Genomic DNA, 15084 nt, shown 5'->3' with positions numbered 1-15084 from the left:
AAGAGGCTGTCCCGCGGTCATTTGATGACCTTTAGGGCAGCCTCTTCTGTCATTATTCGTATACTTCTAATTCAAATAAGGAGTAGCCGTATTGCGTATTGCGCTGTGTGCCAGCAACTTTGACGTAACGGGCATCAACAGGGGTGAAGAGAATGTTGTCCTTGCCGCCGTCTCCGTACGTCGTCGAGGAAACGGTCGTCCAGTTCTCGCCGTTCGTGGACACTTCAACCGTATAAGCTTTCGCTGAAGCATTCTCCCAGTTCAGAAGGACGCGTCCGATTTTGAAGGATTGCCCAAGATCAACACAGATCCATTGTGGATCGCTGAACGCTGATTCCCAGCGTGTGCTCTTATTTCCATCCACGGCTAGCATACCACTTTGAAGCGGTTGGTCCGAAGTGGTGACTTGTTTGAAAAGCGCAAGATTAGTTGCAGGTATTATGGCTTGCACAACTGTAACGTCGTCATAGCCAGTTGCACGCACCTTCACTTCGTAAGGGCGAGCTTCCGTGAACAAAGCAGCATTAAGCGTAATCGTGCCTGCCGATACCTTGTATTGGTCAGCGCGAAGGGTAGCGCCGTTCAGTTCAACTGCGTTGATCGCGTTTCTCCAAGCGGTATCGTCGGTAAACGTGATGTCGATTGCTTGGCCAAGAATATTATCCGTCGTATCCACTGACAATGCAGGTCCTGTAAGCGGAGCTTGATTACCAGCATAGACTTCGAATTCCCACAGCGAGAAGCCGTATGGTGTTCCACGTTTGATTCCGTTCATCTTCACGTATCTTGCACTCACAGGAGCAAAGGTAAGATCGTCAATGTCGCCGTTGCCATTCTCGGTAGCGTATACCGTTGTCCATGTTTGTCCATCCAAGGAGACATCGATGGTATAAGCTTTACCATAGGCGTTCTCCCAAGCCAGAACGACGTGATTAATCGTTTTTGGAGCTCCGAGATCAACGCTCATCCATTGGTTGTCATCAAAAGCAGACTCCCAGCGGCGATCGAATCGTCCGTCGACTGCATCAGCGCTTGAACGGTGGTAGTCCGGCGAGGAAGCTGTCGGTTTACCGAACGCGAGATTTAGCGGATTCGGGTTTGTACCTGGATCAGTTCCTGGGTTACCTGGACCTGTATTCGGATTACCCGGAATATCTTTCGCTGCGACTGTTTGCTGCACGGAAGCTTCGGTGTAACCTGTCGCTTGCACGGAAATTTGGTACGTTTTTGCATCCTTGAACAGAGAAGCGTCTAAGGTGATTTTACCTGCGGCCAATTTGAATTGGTTGGAGCTTACCACTGTATCGTCAATTTTGACAACTTCGATCTTACCTCTCCATGTTGCATCTTCATCGAAGGTGATGTCGATCGGTTGACCAACTTTTGCGTCCGTCGTATCGGCTGACAGTTCCGGTGCGCTCGGCAAGTTGGTGGAACCATTGCCGTATACTTCAAATTCCAATAGCGAGAAGCCATAGGCTGTAGTCCGCTCCGTACCGTTTACTTTCACGTATCTTGCTTGAGTTGGCAAGAATCCGATATCGTTGATGCCTGGTTTACCTGTTGTTGTCGCATAGACCGTTTTCCAGTCTTTACCGTCTGAAGAGACTTCAACCGTGTAGCTCTTGCCGGCTGCGTTCTCCCAGTTCAGAAGCACTCGGGAAATGGTATTGTCTGCTCCAAGATCGACCGTTAGGTATTGCGGGTCGCTGAAATCGGACTCCCATCTTGTTCCGATGTTCCCGTCAACGGCATTTTTGCCAGCTTGTTTCGGATTCGCAGATGTGAGCGTCGGCTTGCGCAAAGCAAGGTTGACGTTCGAGTTTGTAATGATGGCTTGCTGAATCGATGCATTGGCAAAACCTTTTGCTTCAACAGAAATCTCGTAGCTGCCTGCTTCAGGGAACAAAGCGGCATTCAGTGTGATTTTACCTGGTGATACTACGTATTGTGCAGCAGATGCCGCCACACCATTTACTTTCACACCAAGGACAGCGTTTCTCCAATCCGCGAAGTCATCAAAGCTGATGTCGATCGGTTGTCCTACACGGTTCATTGTCGTGTCAGCAGTCAGCTTCGGAGCGTCAAGATCGCCTGCTGGCGTACCGAACACTTCCATTTCCCAGAGGGAGTAACCATAGTTTGTCGTCCGTTCTGTGCCTTCTACTTTGACATATCTGGCATTCACAGCAGGGAATTTGATGTCGTCGATGCCTTCATGACCACGCGTGGTCGTGTACACTGTTTGCCAAGTTTGACCGTCTACAGAAGTTTGCACCGTGTAGCTTTTACCAGCTGCATTCTCCCAGTTCAAGCGAACATGACTGATTTTATACTCCGAGTTCAGGTTGACACCAATAAACTGTGGATCGCTGAAGGCTGATTCCCAACGCGTATCCAGCTTACCGTCAACTGCGTAGGAGCCTGGGTTATTCGCTTTATCCGACGTAAAGGTCGGTTTGTTCAGCGCTAGATTTACCGTCGAGTTCGTGATGACGACTTGCTGTGCATTCGTATCTGGGTAACCAGCCGATTGAACAGTGATTGCGTAGCTGCCTTCCACAGGGAATACATTGCTGTTCAAGGTAATTTTGCCGCCTTGCACGCTATACTGCGAGGCATCAATTGCTGCTCCGTTTACAAGGACTGAGCTGATGGACTCGCGCCATTTCAGATGGTCGGCAAAAGTAATGTCGATCGGTTGTCCAATCGTGTTTTGCGTTGTATCTGCCGCAAGCTGCGGAGGTTTGTTGCCATCTAGATCTGTCACTTTCGTCGGATCTACTTTCACAAGTGATTTCGGTCCAACTTTTGCGGATCCTGTTACGCCGGCTGCATTGTGGAAAGTCACCGTAACCGCTTCGTTCTTCGGATTCCAGATCATTGCGGAGTAAACCGAATCTTTCTTGTAGACGGTAGCTCCGGACCAGCCGCTTGCCCAGATGTCTCTGGTGCGCGTTCCAAGAGTTGCCATGCTGTGAACGAACCAGTAGGTGTTGAAAATTTCATTCTTTTGCGTATTCTCGGTCGTAAATTTATTCAGTACCTTCTCCGGCTCGCTTAAGGCTTCAATTGGCCAAACGATGTGGTACCATGCGTTTTCCGGGCCTTTGTTATCCTTGACGAGACCATTGTACAGGTCTGCAGCTTTCGCAGGATCGAAACCATAGCTTGTCAGATACTCGCCTGTCGGCAACCAGTGAATGCCGTAAATGTTGACAGGGTCGCCGCTGAAGAACGTACCGAAGTTATACGCGCTGCCGTACACTTGGCCAACGGATTTGTGAGCAAACCCAGGCAGCCAGTTGTCGTTGTCATAGTTGAACCAGTATTGTTCAACGGCTTTCAGCTCTGTTGTGAAGCCGTAGATGGAGATATCACGGAACTGCTTGTCGCCGGACATCAAGCTCCACATGTATTCGCCGACCCAGCCGAACAATGACTCGCCCGCTGCTTCCTGATTGTTCCCATTGTTGTTATCCCCATAACCGCCAGCCCATGAATGGCCCTCGTACGGATCGAAGTTACGCAGGAACGGATATTGCGGATCGCTTTTCGACGGGTTCGCGTAGTCTCTGATGAGGTGCTCAACCATCTCGCCGTAATTGTTTTTGAAGTCTTGATCGTAAGTTGCAAGTACTGCGGAAGCGAAGACGTAATAACCATAGGTAAAATGATGGTCGGTCAAGCCAGTGTTAGCGCCGAATTCGCTGTTTTTGTAGTACATAGTACCCCAAGTTGGGTCGTAGTACATGAAGTAGTCCGGCTCTCCCTTAGTGTAAGTGTACCAGTCAGTCAAGATCGTTCTGAGTCGCTCCAAGAACACATTTTTGTACGCTTGGTCCCCGATTTGGTCGGCGATCAAGACGCCCATTGCCAGCGGATGAAGCACTTTACCTTGCCAATAAGCATCACCTGACATGATGTTCTTCGATGTAGATTCGTCCAGATAGCTTAGTTGCTTGAGCAGGATTTCACGTGAGTAAGTCGGATCTCCCGGCTCTGTGAATTGAGGGACGATACCGTTAAAACGATCAACCGTCGTAAATGAGTTGCCCTCATGAAGCTTCAATGTGCCGCGAATGGACTCATAAGAAAGCGAAGTCAGTTGAGAAGACGTTTGCTTCCATTGATGCGGGAGCAGCGCCATCAACGTCGTTGGCTCCATGTCCGCGCGCTTCTGATCGATCTCGACATCGAAACGGGTCGTGACTTCGGACGTGTTTTCATCATAGCCCGGAGTTACCGTCGTATTTTTAATGAAGGCATAGCCGTGCTTATAAAAATAGTTCAAATCGCTTGCAGCCGGCATGGAGGCTAGAGACATGTAGTTTTGACCACTGCCGAGTCGAACTTTGATTTTGTTGCCGACTTTCATGAAGACAGAGCCTTGCGGTGCGAACAAGCCATAGTGGCGAGTCACAGGTTTCGATTGCGGCGAACCATCCACATTGTTGACGGTAAAGCCGATGTGGTCCGCCGTCAAAGTAGCGCCTTCACCCAAGAGAACCTGATTGCCGTTGTCGTCATAGAAGCTTGTGGAAACCGGGAAGTTCAATTCTGGTGTCGTCGGATCGCTGAATTCCGAATACAGGTACGGCGAGCCTTTGACGAACGTCGTTTTCATTTTCTCCTGATCGTTGTCACTTAGTTGAACGGTTGCGGACCAGTCGCCATAGCCGGCTACTTTGTTCTTGATGCGCGATGGTGAGATGTTGCCTGCGTTCAAGTAGAAGTCAGGTGCTCCGTCTGCTGCTTGGGAGTTGCCTGTATCATTCACCCAACCGGCACCTGGGTTCAGAATACCGAGACCCATCGTCGTATATTTGGATTTGAGCGGTAGTGTGATAAGGCTATCACTCAAGTTTTTAATAAGAACGGACTGCCACCAGTCATTTGAAGGAATTGGACCTTTCACATCATCTGTTTTATTAACAGGAGGACGGGGCTGCGGCATGTTGATATCGCTGCTCAAATAGCTGCCTTTACCAACGTCAACTGTCGATGCTGTAGGAAGTGCAGGAATTGTGTAAGTTGGTTTCGGATCGCCTTCAACATAATCGTACACGTTGAAATTGAACAAGGAGTAGCCGTAGCTCGTCGTGCGGGAGATCCCTTTCATACGAACGTAACGTCCACTTGCAAAAACTTGTGTATCCATCCAACCGTCATGACCGTTGATTTCACGGTAAATCGTCGTCCAGTTCTGAGCATCGTTGGATACTTGCAGATCGTAGATGCGACCAGCGGCATTTTCCCAGTTCAGGCGGATACGGCCGATGTTGTGCTCGCTGCCAAGGTCAACATAAATCCACTCATCACTTGTGTGCGCTGAGGACCATCTTGTTGTCGCATTGTCATCAACAGCATATTCAGGCAGCAACAAGGGCTTATCTTTGTCAGGCGTAGCCGTTGAAGAAGCCGTTACCGGTTTATTCAAAGCTACATCTTCGCCTAGTACGACAGGGAGCGGATTGCTGCCACCTGTACCGTATACTTCAAATTCATAGAGGGAAACACCGTAGCCTCCGCTGCGCTCAAGCGACAGCATACGGACGTAACGTCCTTCACCTGATAGGGTGATGGTATCTACGCCACCGTTTCCTTTGGTGTCTGTGTAGATGTCTTTCCAATTCGTTTCGTCGTCAGATACTTGAATCTTGTACGACTTCGAGTAGGCATTTTCCCAGCGAAGGACAGCTTTCTCGAGCTTGGCTTTGGAACCAAGGTCTACGTAGATCCACTGCTCGCCGGCGTTAAACGAGCTACCCCAACGGGAGTCGGTATTGCCGTCAAACGCTTTGTCCGGCGTCAAGCCTCCTTCGGTTGACGAGGCATAGGCCGCACCCTCATAAGTCAGAAGGTGGGAAGCTTCGGCTGCATTTGCTGCCGCTGCTGGCGCAGGAAAACCGCTCCAAGACCCAAGAAGTACTGAAAGAGCGAGCGCTGATGATGCTGTCTGAGACAATTTCTTGCGAATCTTTCTGTCACGTGAACTCATTCCTTTATTTTCCTCCTCTTTTTTCGCCCGATGGGCTTGTTCGTGTACGGCGTTTCTTGACAAAAAAAAACACCGTTCTTCATTTTTCTGGAAATTTAATTTCCAACGCGATTATATCTGGTGTCGAATCCTGTTTACAATGAGCGTATTATCCTAGTCATTCCCGGTGATTAGGCCTGTATGCCTATGTTCGAAAAACAAAATTGTGTCATTTTTTATCCACTGGTTGATTAATGGTTCGTATTAGGATTTGTCAATGTCAACTTTGGACTCAATCGGGAAAGGCTCTTTCCGGTTTTCCTTTTTCTGTAACCTATAGGCCGAAGGACCTTGTGAATATGTGACAATTGTAATAGGTCTCAGCGGACATCTTAATAAAATCTTAATAATTTATTCACCTCAAAAACAAATTCTACTATTCCCACTTGAATTAGTGAGTAGTAAAGATGGCTTTCACATATTTCAATGTTGGTGAAGTAATGATATAGCAATTGTTCGAATAAGTTTCTACTAGGCTTCAAATCAAAAAAGGAGTGATAGAATGGAAAGCTTTGACATTGTAATAATCGGCAGCGGGCACAATGCTTTAATAACGGCTGCTTACTTAACTCGTGCTGGCCGCAGCGTACTAGTTTTAGAGAAAAATGATCGCCCGGGCGGCTTTGTGCGGACTGAGGAACTCACGCTGCCAGGATTCAAGCATGATGTGTATGCGGCGGCGCATCCCCTTTTTACAACAGGGCCTGCTTATGCTGAGCTGAGGGAGGATTTGGAAGCTCGGGGGTTACATTATGTGAATACAGATCTGCCGACCGGGGTTTCCATGGAAGATGGTCGGACAGCCGTATTGCCGCGCTCGTTCGAGGAGCTCATCGCTGAAGCGGAGCGTCTGGCTCCTGGCGACGGCGCTGCTTTGGCAGGCATTTTTGAACAGTTAAATCCCCATGTCAACGATGTGTTCGGCTTGTTCAGTATGGATCTTTCCAGCCAAGAGGCTGCGCCTATCCTGAAACGGCTGCTACATGATGAACATAGCTCTGGCTATTCCGCATTTGCTGGGCAGTTGTTCGGGACTGCTCGTCATGCGGTAAATTCCCTGAAATCTCCTGTGATGCGCGCAATGCTGGCCTCTTGGGTTACTCACCTCGGCCGCACCCCGGATGAAGTCGGAAGCGGCATTTGGGTCCCGCTCACGGCCATGGCATTGATGGGCGGCGGTATGCCAACTCCGGCAGGCGGCAGCGAACAATTGGTTCAGGCATTGGTGAGGCTGATTAAGGATCAAGGCGGAGAGATTCTTACGAACACGCTGGCCGAACGTATCTTAGTAGAGAATGGCCGAGCTGTTGGCGTGCGAACAGCGGAAGGCAGAACATACATAGCGAAGCAAGCAGTCGTGGCATCGACCACGCCGGATCAATTATATCTCTCGCTGCTAGCTGAGAGTGATACGCCTTTGGCGCTGCGCACCCAAGCGAAACAGTTTCGATATGGCCGCGGATGCGTACAGATTCATCTGGCTCTAAGCGAGCCGCCGCGTTGGCCGGATGCACGCTTTGACCGCGTAGGACAGCCTCATTTGACAGATGGGCTGGATGGATTTACGCTAGCGATTGCACAGGGGATGGCAGGTCTGCTTCCTGTGAACCCAACCTTTACCGTCGATTGTTCCACGAATCTCGATCCCGCACGTGCGCCCGCAGGCAAAGCAATCATGCGCGTTCAAGTGCTTGAAGTACCTACCCGACCGCGTGGGGATGCCGCCGGCCAGATCGATGTGGGAGATGGCAGTTGGACACAGGATCTCACGGAGCGTTTTACAGAACGCGTATTGCATGTGGTGAGCAAACATATTCCGAATATACCAAGCGCGATTATTGGCAAATATGTCGTAACGCCGAACACAATCGCTCGCTTCAATCCGAACGCTGGACCGGGAGATCCATACGGCGGCGCGCACGATCTGGCCCAAAGCTATCTGTTCCGCCCATTGCCGGGGCAGCCAAGCCACCAGTCAGTTATTCCGAATGTGTATATGCTAGGCGCTGCGACCTGGCCTGGTCACGGGGTGAACGGCGGATCGGGCTATATAGTGGCTCAACAACTCTTGTCGCGGTCATAGGCTTGATATACAAGGAGGCTATCTCGAAGTCAGAAATGACCTAGGAGATAGCCTCTTATTTTATATAATCCGATTCCATAACTGTTGAGCTGAGGGAAAGGGAACTGTGGTCCGCTATTCCATAGGAATGGAGCGATTTCCTCCGTGAGAGGGAACTATCATCCGCTATTTCGCCTATTTTTACCAAATGTAAGGTTATTTGGACAAATAGAGCACTGTAGTTCCGCTGCGACCCTCAAATCTTCTGATATCGCACAAATAGCGTCCTGTAGTTCCTTTTGTCTTGCATGCCCGAGTTGTTAAATCAAACAGACAAAGTGCAGTATAGACTTTGGGAGTTGGGGAAAGTGCATCTCAGTCTATTTTTTGAATTTCGTTCAGATGCTATGCAGCGCAATAGAAAATTCCTAATAAATCTAAGAGGCTTATATGAAGGGGAAAATTATTCCTCTGAAATCGAGTCTTATTGATCTTAACGGGACTTGCGCTCCGTCAAGAAATACAGGAAAGCGACGAAAGGCAATGCCACCCCGATCCAAGTACTCGATATCCAACCGCCATGTGCATAGGTTAACCCTCCTAAAAATGAACCCACCGCTCCCCCGATGAAGAAAATAGCCATGAATAAGCCATTCAGTCTACCTCTGGCTTCATTCCCGAGCGAATAAATAATTCTTTGGCTGGCGACCAAATTACCCGAAACCGCCATATCAAGCGTCACCGCGACAACGAAAAGCAGCACGAGTGATAAAAGTGAATTGTCATGGATCAAGGCAATGAGCAGAAAGGACAAGACCGCAGTCACGATGGCGCCAATGGTGATCGTCTTGGTGAGGCCTTTGTCCGCCAATCTTCCCGCAATAGGAGCTGCGATAGCTCCGGCCACGCCAACAAGGGCGAATAAAGCGATGCCTTGTTGGGACATACCATACTCATCCGCCAATCTGAGGGGCACGGTCGTCCAAAAGAGACTGAACGAACCGAACAGAAGAGCTTGGTAAAAAGCGCGCCGTCTCAATATCTGATTCTTTTTGAACAGTTCCACCAAGGATGCCACAAGCTGCGTATAGGTTAAGGTGTTTTCGGGGTTCCTTTTTGGGAGTACTTTCGCCAGTATAAGAGCCAAAAGAGCCATGCCAACGGCAGATAGCACAAATATCGTCCGCCATCCCCAAATGCCAGCGACTAGACTGGAAATCGGCCTGGCGAGCATGATGCCAAGCAAAAGGCCGCTCATAACGTTACCAACGACTCGGCCGCGCTGCTGTTCGCTTGACAGAAATGCGGCAAGGGGGACAAGGATTTGCGCGACGACTGAGCCGGACCCGATCAATAAGGCAGCTGTCAAAAACAGGACGGATCCCGAGGAGACAGCGGCCAGGATTAAGGCCAAGACCACGATGGCCAGAGAAGTCACGATCAGTCGGCGATTCTCTATCTTATCGCTCAGCGGAACGATAAACAGCAAGCCAGCTACATAGCCGATTTGCGTGAAGGTTACGATCAACCCGGCAGCTCCTGAAGGCAGACCGAGCGCTGTGCTGATAGGACCCACAAGGGTTTGAGAATAGTAAAGGTTAGCTACAATAAGGCCGCATGCCGCAGCCAGGACAACCATCATTGTTGTTGAGATCTCGTTTTGCGCTTTTGAAATGGACTGGCTCATAGCAATGCTCCCCCTCTACAGGATGATTTCGCATTAAGTGAACGTCGCGTTTACTTAATCGGTAGTATCACTATATACTGAACGTAGCGTTTTGTAAATACGCTAAATTTCAGATATACTGATGGCAAAGGATAGAAAGGGGTCAAGTGAATGGCTCAAAAAGGTCGCCCGAGAGATGTGAAGCTTCAACATGTGATATTGACAGTAGCATATGAGCTGCTATTGGAAACCGGCTTTGAAGAGGTAACCATCGACAAAATTGCTGAGAAAGCAGGCGTAAGCAAAGCGACCATCTATAAATGGTGGCCGAATAAAGCCGCTGTCGTAGCAGAAGGTTTTTTTGAAGCTGCGGCAAGTCGGCTGCCTGTCCCTGATACAGGTTCTGTCCTGAATGATGTTACGATACATGCTGTAAACTTATCTTTGTTTATGGAAAGCAAGGAAGGAAGAGTGATCGCTGAGTTAATCGGTCAAGGGCAGATGGATTCTGCCTTAATCCAAGTTTTCCGAGAATACTATATTAAGCCTCGCCGCGCGGAATCCGCCATGATTCTAAGAAGAGGGATCGATCGCGATGAGTTAGGCAAAGAACTGGATGTACAGTCCAGTATCGATCTGATCTACGGCCCCTTGTTTTACCGCTTGCTGGTTACCGGAGAGCCATTAACTGCGGAGAGAGTTAAGCGGATGATCTTTACCGTTTTCAATGGATTAATCTCAAAATAAAAAACCATAATTTTCATTATGGTTTGTAGTCATGAAATCTTATTTCCGGATTTGCATCCGCGGTGTTGACCCTCTGTACAAGGGGGTTCATTAGCGTAGGTGCTAGCTTTCTAAGCTTTTACGATATTGGCTCGGAGTAATCCCTTCCCGTTTTTTGAATATACGATTGAAATAGGAAGGTTGATAGCCGACCTGGCTGGCGACATCATTAATTTTCATATCTGTATCAGTCAGCAGCAGGCATGATTTGTCTAAGCGTAAATCAGTCAAATAGTCGATGAAATTAACCCCGGTCTGCTGCTTAAACGCCTTGCTTAAGGTATAAGGATTGACCCCAATGGTATCGGAGCACCATTCCAGAGATAAGCTGTCATTGGCATAGTGTTCCTGAAGCAAGTTCAATACCCGTTCAACGGAGTATTCGATTCTCTTCTCTTGGGTGCTGCGAATCTCAGCAATTTCCACCCAGTATGGGCGAATGATCGTGGCAACCATCCATTTCTGCATGACCTTGGTCTCACGAAGCTGGGCCCATTGCTCATAGAGCACGTTGATTTCATAAGAACCATACCCCCATTTCAATAAAGCATGCAGCAGAACACCCAAGAACTGCATCATGCCTTGACGCACGTACATCTCCTTTCCTTCAATTTCCAATTTATGGATAAAATGTTTGATTAAATGTTCCGTCTCACCTTCATCTCCAATTCGTATCGCTTGCAATAGTTCTTTCTCCAGCTCGAATGGATAAGAGAAGGCTTGTTTACTTGGAGGAAGAATATCTTCCATATCCATGATTTGATTCGGATCATTCAGATCCCTGTAGCCAAGTGCATAATGCGCTTCTTCAAAAACTTCGTGGACTTCTTGAGCGGAAAGCGTGGACTTTCCAATGACTTGAGTGATGTTTATTTTAAGCAATTGTGTCATCTTCAATTTGATTTCTTCGGCTAAGCTGTAGAGTTCGCCACGAAGCTGCTGTGACTCCCAATTGTCCGGAACAAGGACGAGCAGTCCAACTGTCATGTTCTGAAAGTTAATGACACAACCTTCTAAACCTTCTCTGTGCTCAAACAATTCAATGATAATGTTGGTTGCCGAGAACGAAACGAGATGTTCGTCACCCTCTCGAAATCGATTGTTTTCGGTTAGGCCTAGTAAGCGAACGAGTAAAACGCTGTAACGTTTGTCTTCCGGATGCCAACCAAGTCGAATCATGCGGTCTTGCAGCTGTTTTTCGGATAAGGCATGTAGATGTCCCTGAAGCAATTGAAGCAGAAACCCCTCGCGCAAATAAGGAAGCTGTTCGTCAATCCGTTTCTTGAGAGATTGAGACTCTGCGGTCAAGTGCAGCCAGCGGTTTTCGATCACATGAACTTCGTCATGATCATCTGGTGTAAGATCGCGCACGCCTCCGAAAACCCTAACGAGTCTCTGGATGGGCTTGTAAAGCTGACGGGACGCAACCAGAGATAGAATGGCAGCCAGCGTCAAAGCAAAGAGGCTGACTCCTAGGATCAGATGGTATAGGTATGTAACCGGCTTTGTCAGCTGGGAAAGGGATGTAGCTGTCACATAGATCCAAGGCGAGTTCGTTCGGCTAAACTTTTTATAGGATAGCGAATAACTCTTGCCATTCATCCGAAATGTAAAAGCATCCATCTTCTTTTGGTCTTTCAAGGCTTCAATTAACAAGGTTTTCTGTGTTGGCGTGGAATCATGCCATTTCCCGTTTTTGAGCGATAAAACCCAATCTCCTCCTTGATGATAGAGGAAGGAATCCACTTGGTTTTCACTGCTGACTCCGTTCATGAGCTCGGCAAGCCGGTTTTGATCCAAGTAAATGACCAGAGAACCCTCGGGCTTTCCAGGTGCATGCGGAAGCTTCTGCACGAGCGCCACCCCCAAGTCATGTCCGGAAAGCGGCGGTAATTCATCCGTCCAGAACAGGCTCTGCTCGGCTTGCATCAAGGCAGAGTAAGCGGACTGCTCCTCAGTGCCCGTCAGTGAAGTCACGCCATCCTCATTCGAAATGAGGATGTTATTATCAGGGAGAAATAGAATGACTTTCTCAATGATGGGGGTAGAACTTTTAATTGTAGATAGAGCTTTGTAAAGCTCCCAAACTTCTTCATATTGCTGATGTAAATTAAATTCGTTGATACTAATATCAAAGGCAGGATTGAACGCCCATTTTACTGTAAGGGTTTCCAATTGAGCAAAGTAAGTATCCAAGATTTTGGTTGCTTGCGTAACTTGCATTTGATTGGTGTGATTCACTTCTTGTTCAATTCGCGAAACACCAAAATAATAAATGCCAATACCGATAAGGAGAGCGGGCAGGCAGGTTATCAATAAGACCAGAAGCAAGTTCTTGCGGTAGAGAGTACTATGAAATCGGTATTTTTTGCTCTTGATGAAGGTTCGCATATATTCTCCTTAACTGAGAAATAAGATAGACATTTTAAGTATCTAGCACACAAATGAGTGAGTCAATCATTAAATCGTCTCGGCAAAAAAGTGATAAGGGCAAAAAAGTACTATTGACCAGTAAGAGATTGGGATTTGCCTGATAAAACACGGCAAAAAAATGAGGTTGTTGGAAATAACGCCTGCCTGTACGCTTATTTCATCAAGAAGCACACACAGTTAAGGAGGCAACCAAGTTTGAGCCAAACAACGGGTCAGAGGCAAACCACTTTGATATCGGCCATACGTCAGGAACCAAAGCGCAGGAAGATGTCATTGTTCTGGAATAATTTGCGGCGTGATAGATATTTGTATGTATTAGTATTACCAGGTCTTCTTTACTTCCTAGTGTTCAAATACATCCCTATGTATGGTATTTTTATTGCTTTTCAAGAATACACGCCATTTTTGGGAGTGCTAAAAAGTAAATGGGTGGGATTCGAACACTTCGAGCGCTTCTTCTCGACGCCAGATTTTTGGATTTTATTTCGCAATACAATGGCCATTTCGTTCTTGAAGTTGTTCTTCTTTTTCCCATTGCCTATTATGCTGTCACTATTATTAAATGAACTTCGTCACACGGGGTACAAAAAGATCATTCAATCTGTTGTCTATTTGCCCCACTTCCTGTCGTGGGTTATTATTTCCGGCATTACGTTCTTGATGCTGTCCCAGTCTGAGGGAATAGTCAATAAAGTGTTCGAGGCGTTAGGCTTAGCCAAATTTGATTTTCTGACGAATCCAGACATCTTCTGGGGATTAATTGTTGGTCAAACAATATGGAAGGAATGCGGTTGGGGGACCATCCTCTTCCTGGCAGCGATTGCTGGTGTAGATCCACAATTATATGAAGCAGCCAAAATGGATGGAGCAAACCGGTTTCGTCAAATGTGGCATGTCACTCTTCCTGCAATCAAGAATGTCATCGTGATCCTGCTGATTCTCAGACTGGGTGATATTATGGATGTAGGCTTCGAACATATCTATTTGATGATGAACGGAGCAGTGAACGCTGTAGCGGATGTATTTGACACGTATGTGTACCGGGCAGGTGTCCAGCATGGACAATTTAGTTACAGTACAGCCATAGGATTTTTCAAATCGATCGTAGGACTCGTACTTGTTATTCTTGCAAACAAATTAGCCAAAAAAGCTGGCGAAGAAGGCGTCTATTAATGATTAAGCCGGAAAGGAGCGCATCACTATGAAACGAAGTCTAGGTGATAAGTGGTTTGATAACCTAAATGTCATGCTATTAGGCCTAATAGGACTGATATGTCTGTTCCCGATCTATTACGTTTTCGTTCTATCTTTTACGGAACCAACCGAATATTACAGAGGCGGCCTGATATTATTTCCAACAGAGTGGAGTCTTAAATCTTATCAATATTTGCTTTCTACGAAAGCGTTTCCGCGGGCTTTGGGTGTCAGCATGTTTCTTGCAACTGTTGGCACATGCCTTTCACTGATCATCACATCAGCAATGGCATATGGGCTGTCAAGAAAGAGGTTAATGGGTCGTAAATGGATGATGCTTATGATTCTAATTACGATGTTATTTAGTCCTGGATTAATTCCTCACTATTTACTGGTCAGAGAGCTTGGTCTTATCAATAGTATTTGGTCACTGATCATTCCGAGCCTGACGACTGGTTGGTATGTGATTTTGATGAAAGGTTTTTTTGACAGCATCCCGGTTTCCCTGGAAGAGGCTGCTATCATTGATGGTAATTCAGATATCGGGGTGTGGTGGCGAATCATTCTTCCGCTTTCTTTGCCGGCATTGGCCGCTTTCGGCTTGTTCTATGCTGTCCATTATTGGAACACGTATTTTAATGCGGTCATGTATATCAACGATTTCAAAAAGCTGCCCCTACAGGTGCTTTTGCGAAACATGCTGCTTGATCCTTCGACTGCCGGGGGAGGTGAGATGGGGCAAGCGGCGATGCAGGATGTCAGACTCCCGGCAGAGACGCTGAAGATGGCAGCAGTTGTTATAGCCACTTTACCGATCATGTGCGTGTACCCGTTCTTACAAAAGCATTTTGCCAAAGGGGCAATGGTTGGTTCAGTCAAGGAGTGAATTCCTAAGTTTAATCC

The 15084-nt window shown here is 47.5% G+C and carries 7 protein-coding genes; 4 read left to right on the top strand and 3 right to left on the bottom strand.

Features of this window, described 5'->3' with window-relative positions:
* Positions 1–52 precede the first annotated feature (52 nt).
* Positions 53–6001 carry a discoidin domain-containing protein gene (locus AC58UW_RS28755; RefSeq protein WP_497423985.1) on the bottom strand — a complete coding sequence of 1983 codons (5949 nt, stop codon included), beginning with the start codon at positions 5999–6001 and terminating at the stop codon, positions 53–55.
* Between the two features lie 541 nt (positions 6002–6542).
* On the opposite strand from AC58UW_RS28755, the gene AC58UW_RS28750 reads away from it, so the two are divergent.
* Positions 6543–8123 (top strand): phytoene desaturase family protein, encoded by a 1581-nt coding sequence (locus tag AC58UW_RS28750; RefSeq protein ID WP_497423984.1) that lies wholly within the window; start codon positions 6543–6545, stop codon positions 8121–8123.
* A 472-nt stretch (positions 8124–8595) separates the two neighbouring features.
* Here the strand turns inward: AC58UW_RS28750 and AC58UW_RS28745 are convergent, their stop codons facing one another.
* Positions 8596–9789, bottom strand: coding sequence for an MFS transporter (locus AC58UW_RS28745; protein WP_497423983.1), 1194 nt, complete (start codon positions 9787–9789; stop codon positions 8596–8598).
* Positions 9790–9939: 150 nt separating this feature from the next.
* Between AC58UW_RS28745 and AC58UW_RS28740 the strand changes: the two genes are divergently transcribed.
* Positions 9940–10515 carry a TetR/AcrR family transcriptional regulator gene (locus AC58UW_RS28740; protein WP_497423982.1) on the top strand — a complete coding sequence of 192 codons (576 nt, stop codon included), beginning with the start codon at positions 9940–9942 and terminating at the stop codon, positions 10513–10515.
* Positions 10516–10617: 102 nt separating this feature from the next.
* Here the strand turns inward: AC58UW_RS28740 and AC58UW_RS28735 are convergent, their stop codons facing one another.
* Positions 10618–12945 (bottom strand): AraC family transcriptional regulator, encoded by a 2328-nt coding sequence (locus tag AC58UW_RS28735; protein WP_497423981.1) that lies wholly within the window; start codon positions 12943–12945, stop codon positions 10618–10620.
* A gap of 309 nt (positions 12946–13254) precedes the next feature.
* On the opposite strand from AC58UW_RS28735, the gene AC58UW_RS28730 reads away from it, so the two are divergent.
* Entirely contained in the window at positions 13255–14160 is a 906-nt protein-coding gene (locus AC58UW_RS28730) for an ABC transporter permease (protein ID WP_497424003.1), read from the top strand.
* Positions 14161–14188: 28 nt separating this feature from the next.
* The gene (locus AC58UW_RS28725; protein WP_497423980.1) at positions 14189–15067 is read left to right on the top strand and encodes a carbohydrate ABC transporter permease; all 879 of its coding nucleotides are present in this window, start codon (positions 14189–14191) and stop codon (positions 15065–15067) included.
* Positions 15068–15084 lie beyond the last annotated feature (17 nt).

This window comes from Paenibacillus sp. J22R160, from assembly GCF_059692135.1.
Note: the sequence above shows the minus strand (reverse complement) of the source record. Positions and strands in the feature narration are given on the sequence as shown.

What these genes read in the sequence shown, in the direction of transcription:
- AC58UW_RS28755 (WP_497423985.1), bottom strand. Translation starts at nt 6,001, where the DNA reads ATGAGTTCACGTGACAGAAAGATTCGCAAGAAATTGTCTCAGACAGCA.
- AC58UW_RS28750 (WP_497423984.1), top strand. Translation starts at nt 6,543, where the DNA reads ATGGAAAGCTTTGACATTGTAATAATCGGCAGCGGGCACAATGCTTTA.
- AC58UW_RS28745 (WP_497423983.1), bottom strand. Translation starts at nt 9,789, where the DNA reads ATGAGCCAGTCCATTTCAAAAGCGCAAAACGAGATCTCAACAACAATG.
- AC58UW_RS28740 (WP_497423982.1), top strand. Translation starts at nt 9,940, where the DNA reads ATGGCTCAAAAAGGTCGCCCGAGAGATGTGAAGCTTCAACATGTGATA.
- AC58UW_RS28735 (WP_497423981.1), bottom strand. Translation starts at nt 12,945, where the DNA reads ATGCGAACCTTCATCAAGAGCAAAAAATACCGATTTCATAGTACTCTC.
- AC58UW_RS28730 (WP_497424003.1), top strand. Translation starts at nt 13,255, where the DNA reads ATGTCATTGTTCTGGAATAATTTGCGGCGTGATAGATATTTGTATGTA.
- AC58UW_RS28725 (WP_497423980.1), top strand. Translation starts at nt 14,189, where the DNA reads ATGAAACGAAGTCTAGGTGATAAGTGGTTTGATAACCTAAATGTCATG.